At 63.3% G+C, this 14357-nt stretch carries 12 protein-coding genes; 9 read left to right on the plus strand and 3 right to left on the minus strand.

The features are described from left to right. The 3 genes from ACZ52D_RS12425 to ACZ52D_RS12435 all read right to left on the minus strand — a co-directional run bounded on the left by ACZ52D_RS12425 (window position 1) and on the right by ACZ52D_RS12435 (window position 2579). Window positions 1–537: a TadE/TadG family type IV pilus assembly protein gene (locus tag ACZ52D_RS12425; protein WP_464441513.1), complete on the minus strand. Its 537-nt coding sequence runs from the start codon at window positions 535–537 to the stop codon at window positions 1–3. Next, window positions 534–2231, minus strand: a complete 1698-nt coding sequence (locus ACZ52D_RS12430; RefSeq protein ID WP_464441514.1) for a pilus assembly protein TadG-related protein — start codon at window positions 2229–2231, stop codon at window positions 534–536. Before ACZ52D_RS12430 ends, ACZ52D_RS12425 begins: the two co-directional genes overlap by 4 nt. 150 nt (window positions 2232–2381) lie before the next feature. After that, on the minus strand, window positions 2382–2579 hold the full coding sequence (locus tag ACZ52D_RS12435) for a hypothetical protein (protein WP_464441515.1): 198 nt from the start codon (window positions 2577–2579) through the stop codon (window positions 2382–2384). Between ACZ52D_RS12435 and ACZ52D_RS12440 the strand changes: the two genes are divergently transcribed. From ACZ52D_RS12440 to ACZ52D_RS12480, 9 genes are all read left to right on the plus strand, one after another. Beyond that, window positions 2566–3996, plus strand: coding sequence for a Glu/Leu/Phe/Val family dehydrogenase (locus tag ACZ52D_RS12440; protein ID WP_222455810.1), 1431 nt, complete (start codon window positions 2566–2568; stop codon window positions 3994–3996). The genes ACZ52D_RS12435 and ACZ52D_RS12440 overlap by 14 nt on opposite strands. A 212-nt stretch (window positions 3997–4208) precedes the next feature. After that, on the plus strand, window positions 4209–5462 hold the full coding sequence (locus tag ACZ52D_RS12445) for a sarcosine oxidase subunit beta family protein (RefSeq protein WP_464441516.1): 1254 nt from the start codon (window positions 4209–4211) through the stop codon (window positions 5460–5462). A gap of 90 nt (window positions 5463–5552) precedes the next feature. Further along, a complete protein-coding gene (locus ACZ52D_RS12450; RefSeq protein WP_464441517.1) occupies window positions 5553–5822 on the plus strand; it encodes a sarcosine oxidase subunit delta in 270 nt (89 codons plus the stop codon). Further along, entirely contained in the window at window positions 5819–8764 is a 2946-nt protein-coding gene (locus ACZ52D_RS12455) for a sarcosine oxidase subunit alpha family protein (protein ID WP_464441518.1), read from the plus strand. The genes ACZ52D_RS12450 and ACZ52D_RS12455 overlap by 4 nt, the downstream gene beginning before the upstream one ends. Next, on the plus strand, window positions 8757–9302 hold the full coding sequence (locus ACZ52D_RS12460) for a sarcosine oxidase subunit gamma (RefSeq protein WP_464441519.1): 546 nt from the start codon (window positions 8757–8759) through the stop codon (window positions 9300–9302). Before ACZ52D_RS12455 ends, ACZ52D_RS12460 begins: the two co-directional genes overlap by 8 nt. Window positions 9303–9339: 37 nt before the next feature. Continuing rightward, window positions 9340–9678, plus strand: coding sequence for a hypothetical protein (locus ACZ52D_RS12465; RefSeq protein WP_222455815.1), 339 nt, complete (start codon window positions 9340–9342; stop codon window positions 9676–9678). A 1-nt stretch (window position 9679) separates the two neighbouring features. Then, on the plus strand, window positions 9680–11677 hold the full coding sequence (dnaG, locus tag ACZ52D_RS12470; RefSeq protein WP_222455816.1) for a DNA primase: 1998 nt from the start codon (window positions 9680–9682) through the stop codon (window positions 11675–11677). A gap of 131 nt (window positions 11678–11808) precedes the next feature. After that, window positions 11809–13797, plus strand: coding sequence for an RNA polymerase sigma factor RpoD (gene rpoD / locus ACZ52D_RS12475; RefSeq protein ID WP_369923991.1), 1989 nt, complete (start codon window positions 11809–11811; stop codon window positions 13795–13797). A gap of 131 nt (window positions 13798–13928) precedes the next feature. After that, complete coding sequence (locus ACZ52D_RS12480) at window positions 13929–14357, plus strand: thiol-disulfide oxidoreductase DCC family protein (protein WP_464441520.1); 429 nt, start codon at window positions 13929–13931, stop codon at window positions 14355–14357.

Here is a 14357-nt window from a genome sequence, read left to right on the forward strand (position 1 = left end):
TTACCTCGGTTCCTGGACGAATGCGGAGGTGGCGAAAAGGCTGATGCGCCCATCCGCGTCCTTGTGCAGGCTTTTGCCCAGTCCCCAAGTCGGGAGAACCGGTTTGAACTTCATGCAGGCACGCAGCAGCATGAGCTCGTTTGATTTGCCGCTGATGAAATTGCGGACCGGCTGCACGTCCTCGATCCGGTTGATGCAGTCCGGCTCCGGGTCCACCGGGCTCCAGTTGAAGGGATCGATCCGGATCATCTCCAGTCGCAGCGACGTGGCGCAATTGTCGATGAAGCCCGAGCGCGTGCAAATTGCGTCTCGGATGTCGTCGTGCTGATGGTTGGCCCCCGTCGCCAGCCGGATATCGCGGACGGTCTGGTCCAGCGCCCGTTCCAGCTGCGAGTGGCGCAGGTTGATCATGCCCAGTTCTACCGTCGACATCAGCGCCATCAGAAAGGCGGGTATGACAATGGCAAATTCAACCGAGGCGTTGCCTTCTTCGCGGCGCCGGAACCGGCGCAGAGCCTGCACGCAGCGGCGGATCATTGAGTCAGCCTCAGCTGGCGGATCGAGGTTGCGATGGAGGCGAAGGCGTCGCTGATTTCAAGCCCCTGCACATCGAAGTAATGCGAATCCGAGCTGGCGCAGTCCTGCAGCACTGCGACACCGTTGCTGGGGGCCTCGAAGCCGATCGTGTAGACGATGATGCCCTGATCCTTCGCGGCCTGGCAGATGGCGCGGGTGCGTGCGTTCTTGGTCGAGTTGCCGTAGGCGTCGTAGACGCCGTAGTACCAGGTGCTTCGCGCAGAACTGGTGCCCATCCAATCGCGGTAGATACCGTAATACAGATACTTGAGGGAGGTGTAGGCAAAGAGGTCCGCCCAATTCAGCCGTGTGGCTGTCCCAGATTCCTGGCGCCAGCTACAGCCGTCGCAATTGCGGTACCAGTCAGTGCCTGTGCCAAAAGGATGGTCCTCCCACCGTGACCCGTATGGAAGGTGCCAATAGTAGTTGCCAGTCGAGGGGTTCAGGGTGGAATAGATTTTATTTCCGTCGTCGGCCACGGTGAACCAGACGTTGGAGTCGCCCTCGCGGTGGTCGCTTTCGACGTAATATTGCGAGGTGTTCTGCCCGTCGGTCATCAGCACGATCACCTTTACGGTCTCTGCATCGTTGTATTCGGCCGGGCGGGCGGCGAAATCGGCGGGCACCGTTGCTCCGGCCCCTGTCGTCAGGGCATTGATGACAGGCCGAGCCGAGGGGTCCAGCAGCGCTGTCCCCCATTTCATGCCAATGTCGATCGACGTGTTTCCACCAGCCTCAAAGCTCTCGATATAATTCTTGAGAACAGTTGCATCCTTCTGAAGCGGCAGAATTTCCCGGTTGGGTTCATCTTCGCAGACTGGCGTGCTGATCAGTCGAGGGCCGCTGCTGTAGCGCGTTCGGTTATCGTAATAGGCGCTGTCCCAAGGGGTGAAATGCATCGTACCTTGCAGAGGAGCGGTCGGAGACAGCGTGGTCGTCTGGAAATCCGAGGCCGAGAAATTCACGCAGCGCGAATGGATGCTGCCGTCCGCACCTGCCGGGGTGTTGATATTGTACAGATTGTAGAGTTCTTCCGGCAGCGACACCTGCGTCGCATAGGGCACGACGGAGATCGACATCTTGCCGTCGGTGGTATTGGCCACCATCGTATCGATGAAATCCTTGGCCGCAGCCTTGAGGTTGGTCAGCCGGTTGTTCGAGCGCATCGAGCCGGAGACGTCCAGCACCAGCGATATCTCCAACCCGTCGATGCTCTCTTCGGCGCGTGAGGTGGCATAGAGCGGCAGCTCATCCACCCCCGCATGGCGCAACAGGTGGGTTGGGAAAGCGGTTTCAATGGTGCCTTGCACCTTCTTGAAGCCGATCCCGGCTTCCCACCAGGGGGTTTGGTAATACTGCTCGAGCCCTGACTTGGTCAGGTAGTCCAGCACCACTGCATCGGGGGATTTCTGCTGATCCAGGTCGGCCGCTGCCAGCACGGCCCGGTCCAGCGTGTACTGCAGCATGGTGCGGTCACGTTCCATCCGCATCAGGTCGACCCCGATGCCGCCGACCACGACCATGGCCAGAATCGTGAAGCAAGCGGGCGCAGCCATTGCCCCCTCTTCCTGCCGCCGAAAATGCGTTGCCTTGGCCAGGCATCGCTGCATCAGCGGCGCGGCCAGAGCCGTGGACTTCATGTGACGCATGCTCATCGAGACACCCCCGCCGGCTGCGGAACGGTTCAGCACGGCTGTAGACGTGGAATTTATTAATTGATGCCCGGAAAAGGTGGCTGAATTTGGGCGGGAATATGCCTGAATTGCTCCGACTGTTGCGGCCTGCACGGGCAATCTTGGGGAATTTCAGCTTGTTGTCGGCGGCTCGGCGACAATGCGGGGCGGCGTGGTGCGAATCGAAACTGCTGCAATAAAAATCGCGTCATTTGGCTGAAAATGGTCAAAAAGGTCGCACTCCTTAATTTTCTCTGCATAGAGTGCTCCCATCACCGGCAGCGAGTCGGTGTCTGACTTACGGAGAGTTTTTGAGATGAGCAGCCGCACAGAGCCGAGCTTCCGCGAGAGCGTGGACCTGATGTTTAACCGGGCCGTATCCCTGATGGATCTGCCGCCGGGGCTGGAGGAAAAAATCCGTGTCTGCAACGCAACTTACACGGTGCGTTTCGGGGTGCGTCTGCGGGGGGCGATGCACACCTTCACGGGCTATCGCTCGGTGCATTCCGAACATATGGAGCCGGTCAAGGGCGGTATCCGCTATGCCACCGGCGTCAACCAGGACGAAGTTGAGGCGCTGGCCGCGCTGATGACCTACAAATGCGCGCTGGTGGAAGCCCCCTTTGGTGGGTCCAAGGGTGGGTTGTGCATCGATCCGCGCGAATACGAGGAACACGAGCTGGAGCTGATCACCCGCCGCTTTGCCTATGAGCTGGCCAAGCGCGACCTGATTCACCCCAGTCAGAACGTGCCCGCGCCGGACATGGGAACCGGCGAACGCGAGATGGCCTGGATTGCAGACCAATATGCGCGCATGAACACCACCGATATCAACGCGCGCGCCTGTGTCACCGGCAAGCCGCTGAACGCGGGCGGTATCGCTGGCCGGATCGAGGCGACGGGCCGTGGGGTTCAATATGCCCTGCAGGAGTTCTTCCGCCACGAGGAAGACAAGGCCGCCGCCGGCCTGTCCGGCAAGCTGGACGGCAAGCGCATCATCGTCCAGGGCCTGGGCAACGTGGGCTACCACGCGGCCAAGTTCCTGAGCGAGGAAGACGGGGCGCGGATCACTGGCATCATCGAACGCGATGGCGGTCTGTTCAACGAGGACGGCCTGGATGTCGAAGCGGTGCGCAACTGGATCGTCAAGCATGACGGCGTTTCCGGCTATCCGGACGCCCAATATGTCGAGAATGGTGCGCTCTTGCTGGAAGAGGAGTGCGACATCCTCATCCCCGCGGCGCTGGAAGGGGTCATCAACCTGTCCAACGCCGAACGTGTGAAAGCGCCCTTGATCATCGAGGCCGCCAACGGGCCGGTCACGGCGGGCGCGGACGAGATCCTGCGCAAGAAGGGCTGCGTGATCATTCCCGACATGTATGCCAACGCAGGCGGTGTGACGGTGTCCTACTTCGAGTGGGTGAAGAACCTCAGCCACATCCGCTTTGGCCGCATGCAGCGCCGCCAGGAAGAGGCGCGTCACCAACTGGTCATCGACGAGCTGCAGCGCTTGGACGACGTGATGGGGGAAACCTGGTCGATGTCGCCGGACTTCAAGCAAAAGTACCTCAAGGGCGCGGGCGAGCTGGAGCTGGTTCGCTCGGGGCTGGATGACACCATGCGGGTGGCTTACCAATCGATGCGCGAGGTCTGGCACAGCCGGGAAGAGGTCACGGATTTGCGCACCGCGGCCTATCTGGTCTCGATCGACAAGGTGGCCAAGAGCTATCACGCCAAGGGTCTCTGAGACGCCTTTGGGCGGAGTATCGAAACGGGGCGGTGGGGAAACCTGCCGCCCCTTTTTTCATCCGGATCACGCCGGTTTCCGCGGATCGACAATTCGAACTGGACAGAGGTGGATAGTTTCCTATGAATTGCGAACAGGGGGACGCGGCGCCGTGGCGGATGTTACCGGGGGTCGTTGATCCGCTCGCAGGCCTTGAGTGAGGGGGGAGCGACATGCGGTTTTCGGGCTGGCGTGTGTTGAAAGAGGGGGTGACCGGCAACACGGGCTGGCGGCCGCAGTGGCGCAATCCGGCGCCGAAGGCCGAATATGACGTGGTCATCATCGGCGGGGGCGGTCACGGGCTGGCAACTGCCTATTACCTGGCACTTGAACACGGCATCACCAATGTGGCAGTGCTGGAAAAAGGCTATCTTGGTGGCGGCAATGTCGGGCGCAACACCACCATCGTGCGCGCCAATTACTATTTGCCGGGCAATTCCGAATTCTACTCCCATTCCCTGAAACTCTGGGAGGGGCTCGAGCAGGAACTGAACTACAACGCGATGATGTCGCAGCGTGGGATCATCAACCTGTTCCACAATGATGCGCAGCGTGACGCGGCGGTGCGACGGGGCAATGCCATCATCAATCAGGGGGATGATGCCGAACTGCTGGGGCGTGACGCGCTGCGCCGACTGGCGCCCTATCTGAACTTCGACAACAATCGGTTCCCGATCATGGGTGGTCTGATGCAGCGCCGCGCCGGAACCGCTCGTCATGATGCGGTGGCGTGGGGCTATGCCCGGGCTGCCGACATGCGTGGGGTGGACCTGATCCAGAACTGCGAGGTGACCGGCATCGACGTGGCGGGCGGCAAGGTGACGGGCGTGCAGACCACGCGCGGTCCCATCCGGGCAAAGAAAGTCGCGCTGGCGGCGGCCGGACGTTCGGGCCAGGTGGCGGCGCTTGCCGGGTTGACGCTGCCGATCGAAAGCCATGTGCTGCAGGCCTTCGTGTCGGAGGGTCTGAAACCGATCGTCGATCATGTCATCACCTTTGCCGAAGGGCATTTGTACATCAGCCAGTCCGACAAGGGCGGGCTGGTGTTCGGCAGCTACCTGGATTTTTACGCATCCTACGCCGCGCGGGGAAATCTGCCGATGGCAGAGCATACGATGGAGGCCTGCGTGGCGATGATGCCTGCGCTGGGCAAGGCGCGGCTGTTGCGCAGCTGGGGTGGCATCATGGACATGACGCCGGATGGCTCCCCCATCATCGACCATGCGCCCATCGACGGGCTCTACCTGAATTGCGGCTGGTGCTATGGCGGTTTCAAGGCGACGCCGGGCTCGGGCAGCGTCTACGCGCATCTGATCGCCACCGACCGCCCGCATGGCGCGGCGACACGGTTCCGGCTCGACCGGTTCCGCAGCGGGCGTGGCCTGATGGATGAGGAGGGCACCGGTGCGCAGCATAACCTGCATTGATCTGCCTCTGGCCTTGGCAGGGGGCGCTGCCCCCTCGGCCTTGCGGCCTCACCCCCGGAGTATTTTTGCAAAGATGAAGGAGCGCCGGTCATGAGACTTACCTGTCCGCTCTGCGGTGCGCGCGATCACCGCGAATTCTCTTACAAGGGGGCGGCGGTGCAGCGCCCGGGCGAGGGCGCGGATCCGGAGGCCTGGCACGCCTACGTGAACCTGCGGGAGAACCCGGCAGGCCCGTTGCAGGAATTGTGGTATCACCAGATGGGCTGCGGTGCCTGGCTGAAGGTCACCCGTGACACCGTGACCCATGAGGTCTCCAACATCGAGCTGGCGTCAGAGGCCGGGCTGGGAGGTGCCGCATGAGACGTCCGGGAGTCGGCCTGAACCAGGGCGCAAAGCCGGTGACCTTCTCCTTCAACGGCCGCCACATGATGGGGCTGGAGGGCGATACGCTGGCTGCGGCGCTGTTGGCGAACGACGTGCACCTGGTGGGCCGTTCGTTCAAGTATCACCGTCCGCGCGGGATCCTGACCGCGGGCAGCGAGGAGCCGAACGCGCTGGTCACCATCGGCACCGGCGGCCAGCAGGACCCGAATGTGCGGGCCACCCAGCAGGAATTGTACGAGGGGCTGGAGGCGCGCAGCCAGAATTGCTGGCCCAGCGTCGAGCGCGACGTGATGGCGCTGAACGATCTGGCGGCGCCGTTCCTGGGGGCGGGGTTCTACTACAAGACCTTCATGTGGCCCGCGCCGTTGTGGGAAAAACTCTATGAGCCGCTGATCCGCCGCGCCGCCGGGCTGGGAGCGCTGTCGGGGGAGCCGGACCCGGATCGCTATGAAAAGGCCTATGCCTTCTGCGACGTGCTGGTAATCGGCGCGGGGCCAGCCGGTCTGATGGCGGCGCTGACCGCGGGCCGCGCCGGGGCGGATGTGATCCTGGCAGAGGAAGACAGCCGCATGGGCGGCCGCCTGCTGGCCGAGCGCGAAGAGGTCGGCGGCAGGCCCGGTCACGTCTGGGCGGCTGAGGTTCTGGCCGAGCTGGAGGCGATGGACAACGTGCGGCTGATGCCGCGAACCGCCGTCACCGGGGCCTATGACCACGGCACCTACGGGGCGCTGGAGCGCGTCTCGCACCACCTGCCGCGCACCCACTCGCTGAAAGACAGCCACCGCCCGCGCGAATGTTTCTGGCGCATCGTGGCGAAACACGCGGTGCTGGCGGCGGGCGCGATCGAACGCCCGGTGGCCTTCCGCAACAACGACCGCCCCGGGATCATGATGGCAGGCGCCGTGCGGGCCTATCTGAACCGCTGGGGTGTCGCGCCGGGCGAGCGCGTCACCGTCTTTGCCAACAATGACCAGGCCCATCGAACCGCGCGCGATCTGCATGACGCGGGCGTGCATGTGGCGGCGGTGATCGACAGCCGTCATGACGCGCCGGACGGCGGCCCTTTCCAGGTGATCCGTGGCGCCCAGGTGTGTGACAGCGCCGGTCGGCAGCGATTGGAGAGCATCACCCTGCGCTCCGTGAGGGGAGAGGAAAAGATCCAGACCGATTGCCTGGCGATGTCCGGTGGCTGGAACCCGTCGGTGCATCTGACCTGTCACCTGAATGCGCGCCCCGTGTGGAACCGCGAGGCGCTGGCCTTTGTGCCAAGTCCTGGCGCTGTGCCGGGCCTGGTCGCGGCGGGCGCCTGTAACGGGACGTTCTCTACTGCAGGCGCATTGCGCGAGGGAGCAGAGGCCGCGACGTCGGTTCTGGAGGCGCTGGGCCTCCGGGTGACCGCTTCGGATCTGCCGGATGCGGAGGATGATCCCTATCGCATCGCCGCGCTCTGGGCGGTGCCGGGCAAGGGGCGCGCCTGGCTTGACTTTCAGAACGATGTCACCGTCAAGGATGTCAGGCAGGCGGCTGGCGAGAACTTCCGTTCGGTTGAGCACATGAAGCGCTACACCACGCAAGGCATGGCGACCGATCAGGGCAAGAACTCCAACGTGGCGGCGCTGGCAGTGCTGGCCGATGTCACCGGGCGCACGATTGCCGAGACCGGTACCACCACCTTCCGCCCGCCATTTGTGCCGGTGTCCTTCGGCGCCATGGGGGCCGGGGCCACGGGGCAGGGCTTCAAGCCGCAGCGCTTCCTGACCTCCCATGCTGAAAACGAGGCCCGGCGCGCGCATCAGCTGGAGGTCGGCCTTTGGTACCGCGCGGCCTATTTTCCGCAGCCGGGGGAAACCAATTGGCGACAGTCCTGCGACCGCGAGGCGGCGATGGTGCGCAGGACGGTTGGCATCTGCGATGTCTCGACCCTCGGCAAGTTCGACGTGCAGGGGCCGGATGCGGGCAAGTTTCTCGACTTCCTCTACACCAACACGATGAGCACGCTGAAACCGGGCAAGGTCCGCTACGGGCTGATGTTGCGCGAGGACGGTTTCGTCATGGACGATGGCACCTGCGCGCGGCTGGATGACCACCATTTCCTCGTCACCACAACCACCGCGGCTGCGGGCGAGGTGATGGCGCATATGGAGTTTGTCAGCCAGGTGTTGCGTCCGGACTGGGACGTGCGCTTTGTATCGGTGACCGAACAATGGGCCCAGTTCGCCGTTGCCGGGCCGAAATCACGCGCGCTGTTGAACGATTTGCTGGAGGAAGAGGTCACGGGCGAGACCTGGCCCTTCATGGGCTGCGGTGCGGCGACTGTGCAGGGCGTGCGCGCGCGGCTGTTCCGCATCTCCTTTTCGGGGGAGCATGCCTATGAGTTGGCCGTGCCAGCGCGTTATGGCGAAAGCCTGTACCGCCTGTTGCTGAACCGGGCCGAAGCACTGGAGGGTGGTCCGTATGGCATGGAGGCGCTGAATGTCCTGCGGATCGAGAAGGGGCTGATTACCCATGCCGAAATCAACGGCACCGTGACCGCCGGGGATCTGGGGCTGCAGGGCATGATGTCGAGCAAGAAGGATTTCATCGGCAAGGCAATGGCGGGCCGCGAAGGCCTGTTGGGCGATGACCGCATGCAGCTGGTTGGGCTGAAACCGGCTGGGGCCGCCAAGGAAATCACCGCCGGTGCGCATCTGTTCGCACCGGGCGATCCGGTGGAGCGGGTCTATGATCTCGGCCATGTGACCTCGGCCGCGTTTTCGCCTGCGCTGGGCCATCCCATCGGTCTCGGCTTCCTGAAGGAGGGCCGCAGCCGCATCGGAGAGACCGTGCGCATGGTCGATCACATGCGAGGGGCCGACACCCTGTGCGAAGTGGTGTCCCCAGTGTTCTACGACCCGGAAGGAGAGCGAGCCCGTGGCTGACCTGATTGCAAAAAGCCCCTGTGACGGGCTGTTGCCGGTAACCGTCGGCGGCATGAAGCTGACCGAGGAACACCCCGGCCAGATGTGGTCGATCGCCCCGTTCAAAGGGCAGCAGAAAGCGCTGGATGAAGCGTTGCAGGCGGCGCATGGCATGGGGTTGCCGTCAGTGAACCGGGCGACCGGCAAGGCGGGGAACCGTGCACTCTGGTTTGGCCGGGACATGATCCTGCTGATCGGACCGGAGCCGGATCGCAGGCTGGCGGACCACGCCGCGCTGACCGATCAGAGCGATGCCTGGGCGGTGGTGAAGCTGGAAGGAGAGGGGGGCGAGGACGTGCTTGCCCGGCTGGTGCCCGTGGATCTGCGGCCGCAGGTCTTCAAGCGTGGTCACACCCTGCGCACGGAGCTGAAGCACATGATGGCCTCGATCACCCGCATTGGCGCGCAGTCGTTTCAGATCATGGTCTTTCGCTCCATGGCCAGGACGCTGGTCCATGATCTGAAAACAGCCATGGAAGCTGTCGCGGCGCGGGGGTAGTCTGCTTGGATCACCAACTGATTCCCGGAGTGCGTCCATGATTCGCATCGCCCTCGCAGTCGCCGTCCTGGCGGCGCCGGTCTATGCTTCTGAAACCAAAGAGGAAAGCTGCAAGTATCAAGGGCAGGTCATGGCCGCGGTTCAACAGGCGCGACTGGATCGGGTGAAGCAGGAAGACGTGGAACAGGTCATTCTGGACAGCGAACACGACTGGCCCGCAGCCTATTCCAATGCCATCCCGCAACTGGCAAGCCACGTCTATTCCATGACGCGGCGCGATCTGAAAAACATCGATCTCGGTGCCGTCTTCGAACAGCAGTGCCTGCAGAACTGGGATCAGATCCAGGCGATGCAGAAACAACTGAAGTCGAACTGATATGGCCCTGCCACCCGGCTTTCTGGATGAATTGCGCACCCGCATCAGCCTGTCTGATGTTGTCGGGCGCAAGGTCATGTGGGATCAGCGCAAGTCGCAGCCGGGCAAAGGCGATTTCTGGAGCCCGTGCCCGTTCCACCACGAAAAGACCGCCTCGTTCCATGTCGAGGACCGCAAGGGGTTCTATTATTGCTTCGGTTGTCACGCCAAGGGCGATGCGCTGAAGTTCGTGCAGGAGACCGAGAACGTCAGCTTCATGGAGGCGGTGGAAATCCTGGCGCAGGAAGCGGGCATGGAGATGCCCAAGCGCGATCCGCGCGCGCAGGAAAAACAGGATCGCCGTACCCTGCTGGCCGATGTCATGGAACAGGCGGTCCAGTATTTCCGCCTGCAGTTGAAAACAAATGCAGCCGCCGAGGCGCGCGCCTATCTGCAGCGCCGGGGGCTGACAGGGCAGGCGCTGGAGCGCTGGGAAATCGGCTTCGCGCCCAATGGCTGGCAGAACCTGTGGGACGCCCTGCGCGGCAAGAACGTGCCCGAGGATCTGATCATTGGTGCGGGCCTCGCCAAGCCCTCGACCAAGGGCGGCAAGCCCTATGACACCTTCCGCAACCGGATCATGTTCCCGATCCGCGATGCCCGTGGCCGCGCCATTGCCTTTGGCGGCCGGGCGATGGATCCGAATGATAACGCCAAGTACCTGAATTCGCCCGAGACCGAGCTGTTCGACAAGGGGCGCAGCCTCTACAATCACGGACCGGCCCGCGCGGCCTCGGGCCGTGGCGCGCAGCTGATCGTGGCCGAGGGCTACATGGATGTGATCGCGCTGGCAGAGGGCGGTTTTCCGTCCTCGGTCGCGCCATTGGGCACCGCGATCACCGAAAACCAGCTGCAGATGCTGTGGCGGATGTCGGATGAACCCATCATCGCGCTGGACGGCGACAAGGCCGGGCTGCGCGCGGCCATGCGCCTGATCGACCTCGCCCTGCCGCTTCTCGAAGCCGGCAAGAGCTTGCGCTTTGCCATCATGCCGGACGGCAAGGACCCCGATGACATGATCCGCAGCGACGGTCCCGAGGCCGTGCAGGCGGTGCTGGATCAGGCGATCCCTATGGTGAAGCTGCTGTGGCAGCGCGAAACCGAGGGCAAGGTCTTTGACAGCCCCGAGCGCAAGGCGGCGCTGGACAAGGCGTTGCGTGAAAAGATCCGGCTGATCCGCGACCCGTCGATCCGCAAACACTACGGCGAAGACATCAAGGAGATGCGCTGGCAGCTGTTCCGGGGCAATCGGGGCGGCGGTGGCGGCGGGTTCCAGCAGCGCGGCGGCAAGGGCGGTGGGTTCCGCGATGGCGCCCGCGCGCCCTGGAAACCGGGCAAGGGCTTTGGCGTCATCCCGCAGCCACGGGCCACGACGCGGGCTTCCCTCGTAGCGGCGGCGGCGGACGAATCCTTTGCCGCGATGCGCGAGGCGGTGATCCTCGCCACCGCCATCACCACGCCAGCGGTGATCCCGCAGTTCGAAACAAGTCTCGAACGCCTGCAATGTGCCGACCCGGATCTGGCGGCGCTGCGCGACCTGGTGCTGCGCCACGGCATCGACGCGCCAGAGCGGCTGCGCGAGGAAATCGACTGGGCTTTGGGCCCGCAGGCCCTTGAAAACCTCTTCGGCCTTCGCCATGTCGCAATCATTCCCTGCCTGCGCAAACCCGGCGATATCGAGCTGGCCAGCATGACCCTGGCCGAGGAACTGGCCAAGCTGGAGGCGCGGCGCGGGCTGGATGCGGAACTGGCCGAGGCGGAGGAGGATCTGGATGGGCTGGCGGATGAGGCGCTGACCTGGCGCCTGCGACAGGCCGCGGAAGCGAGAAACCGGGCATTGCGCAGCGAAAATGAAGACAAGGCAACCTATGACGTGGGCAAGAATGGCGCCCGGCTCAACCGGGATGAGCGCGACGCCTTCGGGGCCCTTTTGGATCGCATAGGCTTTTCCGAGAAGTGACACGCGGGGGTGATTCTGCGTTTTGCTAAGGAAGAGCACAGGAAAATTGGGTAAACGGGGTGACGAATCAGATGATCGCGCTAATGATTCGGCTCAGCGAATCACCCGCAGCCCCTGATATGGAGCATTGAATGGCCGCCAAAGACACCGACGACCGCAAACCTGACGATCAGGATGCCGAAATCTCCCTCGACATGAGCCAGGCTCAGGTCAAGAAGATGATCGCGGAGGCCCGCGAGAAAGGCTACATCACCTACGATCAGCTCAATCAGGTTCTGCCGCCGGATCAGGTCAGCTCGGAACAGATCGAAGACGTGATGTCGATGCTCAGCGAAATGGGCATCAACATCATCGAGGACGAAGAGGCCGAGGAAGAGGAAAACAAGGGCACCACCGACCTTGTGACCACCGAAGGCCCGCGCGAGGTCGCGCTGGCCGGTGCGCAGACCGAGAAGCTGGACCGCACCGATGACCCGGTGCGCATGTACCTGCGCGAGATGGGCTCGGTCGAACTGCTGAGCCGCGAAGGCGAGATCGCGATTGCGAAACGCATCGAGGCGGGACGCAACACGATGATCGCGGGGCTGTGCGAAAGCCCGCTGACCTTCCAGGCGATCACCATCTGGCATGACGAACTTCTGTCCGAGGACATCCTGCTGCGCGACGTCATCGATCTGGAGGCCACCTTCGGCAACCAGCTGGACGAGGACGGGGAAGAGGAGCCGGTTGTCGATCCCTCCGCGGTCCAGGCCGCCAAGCCGAGCGCCAAGGACGAGGGTCCGGAGCTGGATGCCGATGGCAACCCGATCTCCAAGGACGATGACGACGACGACGAGGACGAGCAGGCCAACATGTCGCTAGCCGCGATGGAGGCTGCGCTCAAGGATCGGGTGCTGACCACGCTGGAGCGGATCTCCACCGACTTCGCCGAGCTGAGCGAGATGCAGGACAGCCGGATCTCGGCCACCCTGAACGAGGACGGCTCGTTCAGCGCGCAGGACGAGGCGCGCTATCAGCAGCTGCGCTCGGAGATCGTCGAGCTGGTGAACGGGCTGCACCTGCACAACAACCGCATCGAGGCGCTGATCGACCAGCTTTACGGCATCAACCGCCGCATCATGCAGATCGACAGCGCGATGGTGAAGCTGGCCGACCAGGCCCGCATCAACCGCAAGGAATTCATCGAGGCCTACCGCGGCCGCGAACTGGACCCGAACTGGCTGTCGGAAATGGCCGAAAAGCCGGGCCGCGGCTGGCAGATGTTCATCGAACGCTCCACCGACAAGGTCGAAGAGCTGCGCGCCGACATGGCGCAGGTGGGCCAGTATGTTGGTCTCGACATCTCGGAATTCCGCCGCATCGTGCAGCAGGTCCAGAAGGGCGAGAAGGAAGCCCGCCAGGCCAAGAAGGAAATGGTCGAGGCCAACCTGCGGCTGGTGATCTCGATCGCCAAGAAATACACCAACCGCGGGCTGCAGTTCCTCGACCTGATCCAGGAAGGCAACATCGGCCTGATGAAGGCGGTGGATAAATTTGAGTACCGCCGCGGTTATAAGTTCTCGACCTACGCGACCTGGTGGATCCGCCAGGCGATCACCCGCTCGATCGCGGATCAGGCGCGCACCATCCGGATCCCGGTCCACATGATCGAGACCATCAACAAGCTGGTCCGCACCGGCCGCCAGATGCTGCACGAGATCGGTCGCGAGCCGACCCCGGAAGAACTGGCCGAGAAGCTGCAGATGCCGCTCGAGAAGGTCCGCAAGGTGATGAAGATCGCCAAGGAACCGATCTCGCTCGAGACCCCGATCGGGGACGAGGAAGATTCGCAGCTCGGCGATTTCATCGAGGACAAGAATGCCGTGCTGCCGCTCGACAGCGCCATTCAGGAAAACCTCAAGGAAACCACCACCCGGGTTCTGGCGTCGCTCACCCCGCGCGAGGAGCGGGTTCTGCGGATGCGTTTCGGCATCGGCATGAACACCGACCACACGCTCGAGGAAGTCGGCCAGCAGTTCAGCGTGACCCGCGAACGGATCCGCCAGATCGAGGCCAAGGCGCTGAGGAAGCTCAAGCACCCCAGCCGCAGCCGCAAGCTGCGCAGCTTCCTGGATCAGTAATTTCGAAAGGCGCCCCGCGGGGCGCCTTTTTCGTTTGCGCGACGGCCGTTCATAAGTGGCTGGTCACTCCGTTGAATTGCAGGCATGGTCTCCTGCAAGCCGACGACGTTGAACGGATGGACGAATTTGGCATGACGAACACCCCACAGTTTTCGGGTCAAGACCTCATCGTCTTCGATGGCTCCTGCGTGCTGTGTTCCGGCTTCTTCCGCTTCATGCTGCGCCATGACCGGGCCGGGCGGTTCAGCTTCGCCACCGCGCAATCGCCGCTGGGTCAGCAGCTTTACCGCGATCTTGGCCTGCCTGCGGACGATTTCGAGACCAACCTTGTGATCGTCGACGGCCAGCCCCATCAGCGCCTTGATGCCTTTGCCGCGGCGATGCGGGCGCTGCCCAGGCCCTGGCCGGTGCTATCGCTGTGTCGCTTTTTGCCACGGCGACTGAAGGATGCGTTGTATTTCACCATCGCCCGCAACCGCTACCGGCTGTTCGGTCGGCAGGACAGCTGTCCGCTCCCCAGCCCGCAGATCCGTGCCCGCTTTGCGGCTGGGGGGCTGTGA

It is taken from the genome of Leisingera sp. S2M4 (assembly GCF_055398055.1).

Excerpts from the sequence above, each read along its gene's own strand:
- rpoD (WP_369923991.1), top strand. The coding sequence starts at position 11,809 with ATGGCCGCCAAAGACACCGACGACCGCAAACCTGACGATCAGGATGCC.
- ACZ52D_RS12445 (WP_464441516.1), top strand. The coding sequence starts at position 4,209 with ATGCGGTTTTCGGGCTGGCGTGTGTTGAAAGAGGGGGTGACCGGCAAC.
- ACZ52D_RS12430 (WP_464441514.1), bottom strand. The coding sequence starts at position 2,231 with ATGAGCATGCGTCACATGAAGTCCACGGCTCTGGCCGCGCCGCTGATG.
- ACZ52D_RS12450 (WP_464441517.1), top strand. The coding sequence starts at position 5,553 with ATGAGACTTACCTGTCCGCTCTGCGGTGCGCGCGATCACCGCGAATTC.
- ACZ52D_RS12455 (WP_464441518.1), top strand. The coding sequence starts at position 5,819 with ATGAGACGTCCGGGAGTCGGCCTGAACCAGGGCGCAAAGCCGGTGACC.
- ACZ52D_RS12440 (WP_222455810.1), top strand. The coding sequence starts at position 2,566 with ATGAGCAGCCGCACAGAGCCGAGCTTCCGCGAGAGCGTGGACCTGATG.
- ACZ52D_RS12465 (WP_222455815.1), top strand. The coding sequence starts at position 9,340 with ATGATTCGCATCGCCCTCGCAGTCGCCGTCCTGGCGGCGCCGGTCTAT.
- ACZ52D_RS12425 (WP_464441513.1), bottom strand. The coding sequence starts at position 537 with ATGATCCGCCGCTGCGTGCAGGCTCTGCGCCGGTTCCGGCGCCGCGAA.
- dnaG (WP_222455816.1), top strand. The coding sequence starts at position 9,680 with ATGGCCCTGCCACCCGGCTTTCTGGATGAATTGCGCACCCGCATCAGC.
- ACZ52D_RS12480 (WP_464441520.1), top strand. The coding sequence starts at position 13,929 with ATGACGAACACCCCACAGTTTTCGGGTCAAGACCTCATCGTCTTCGAT.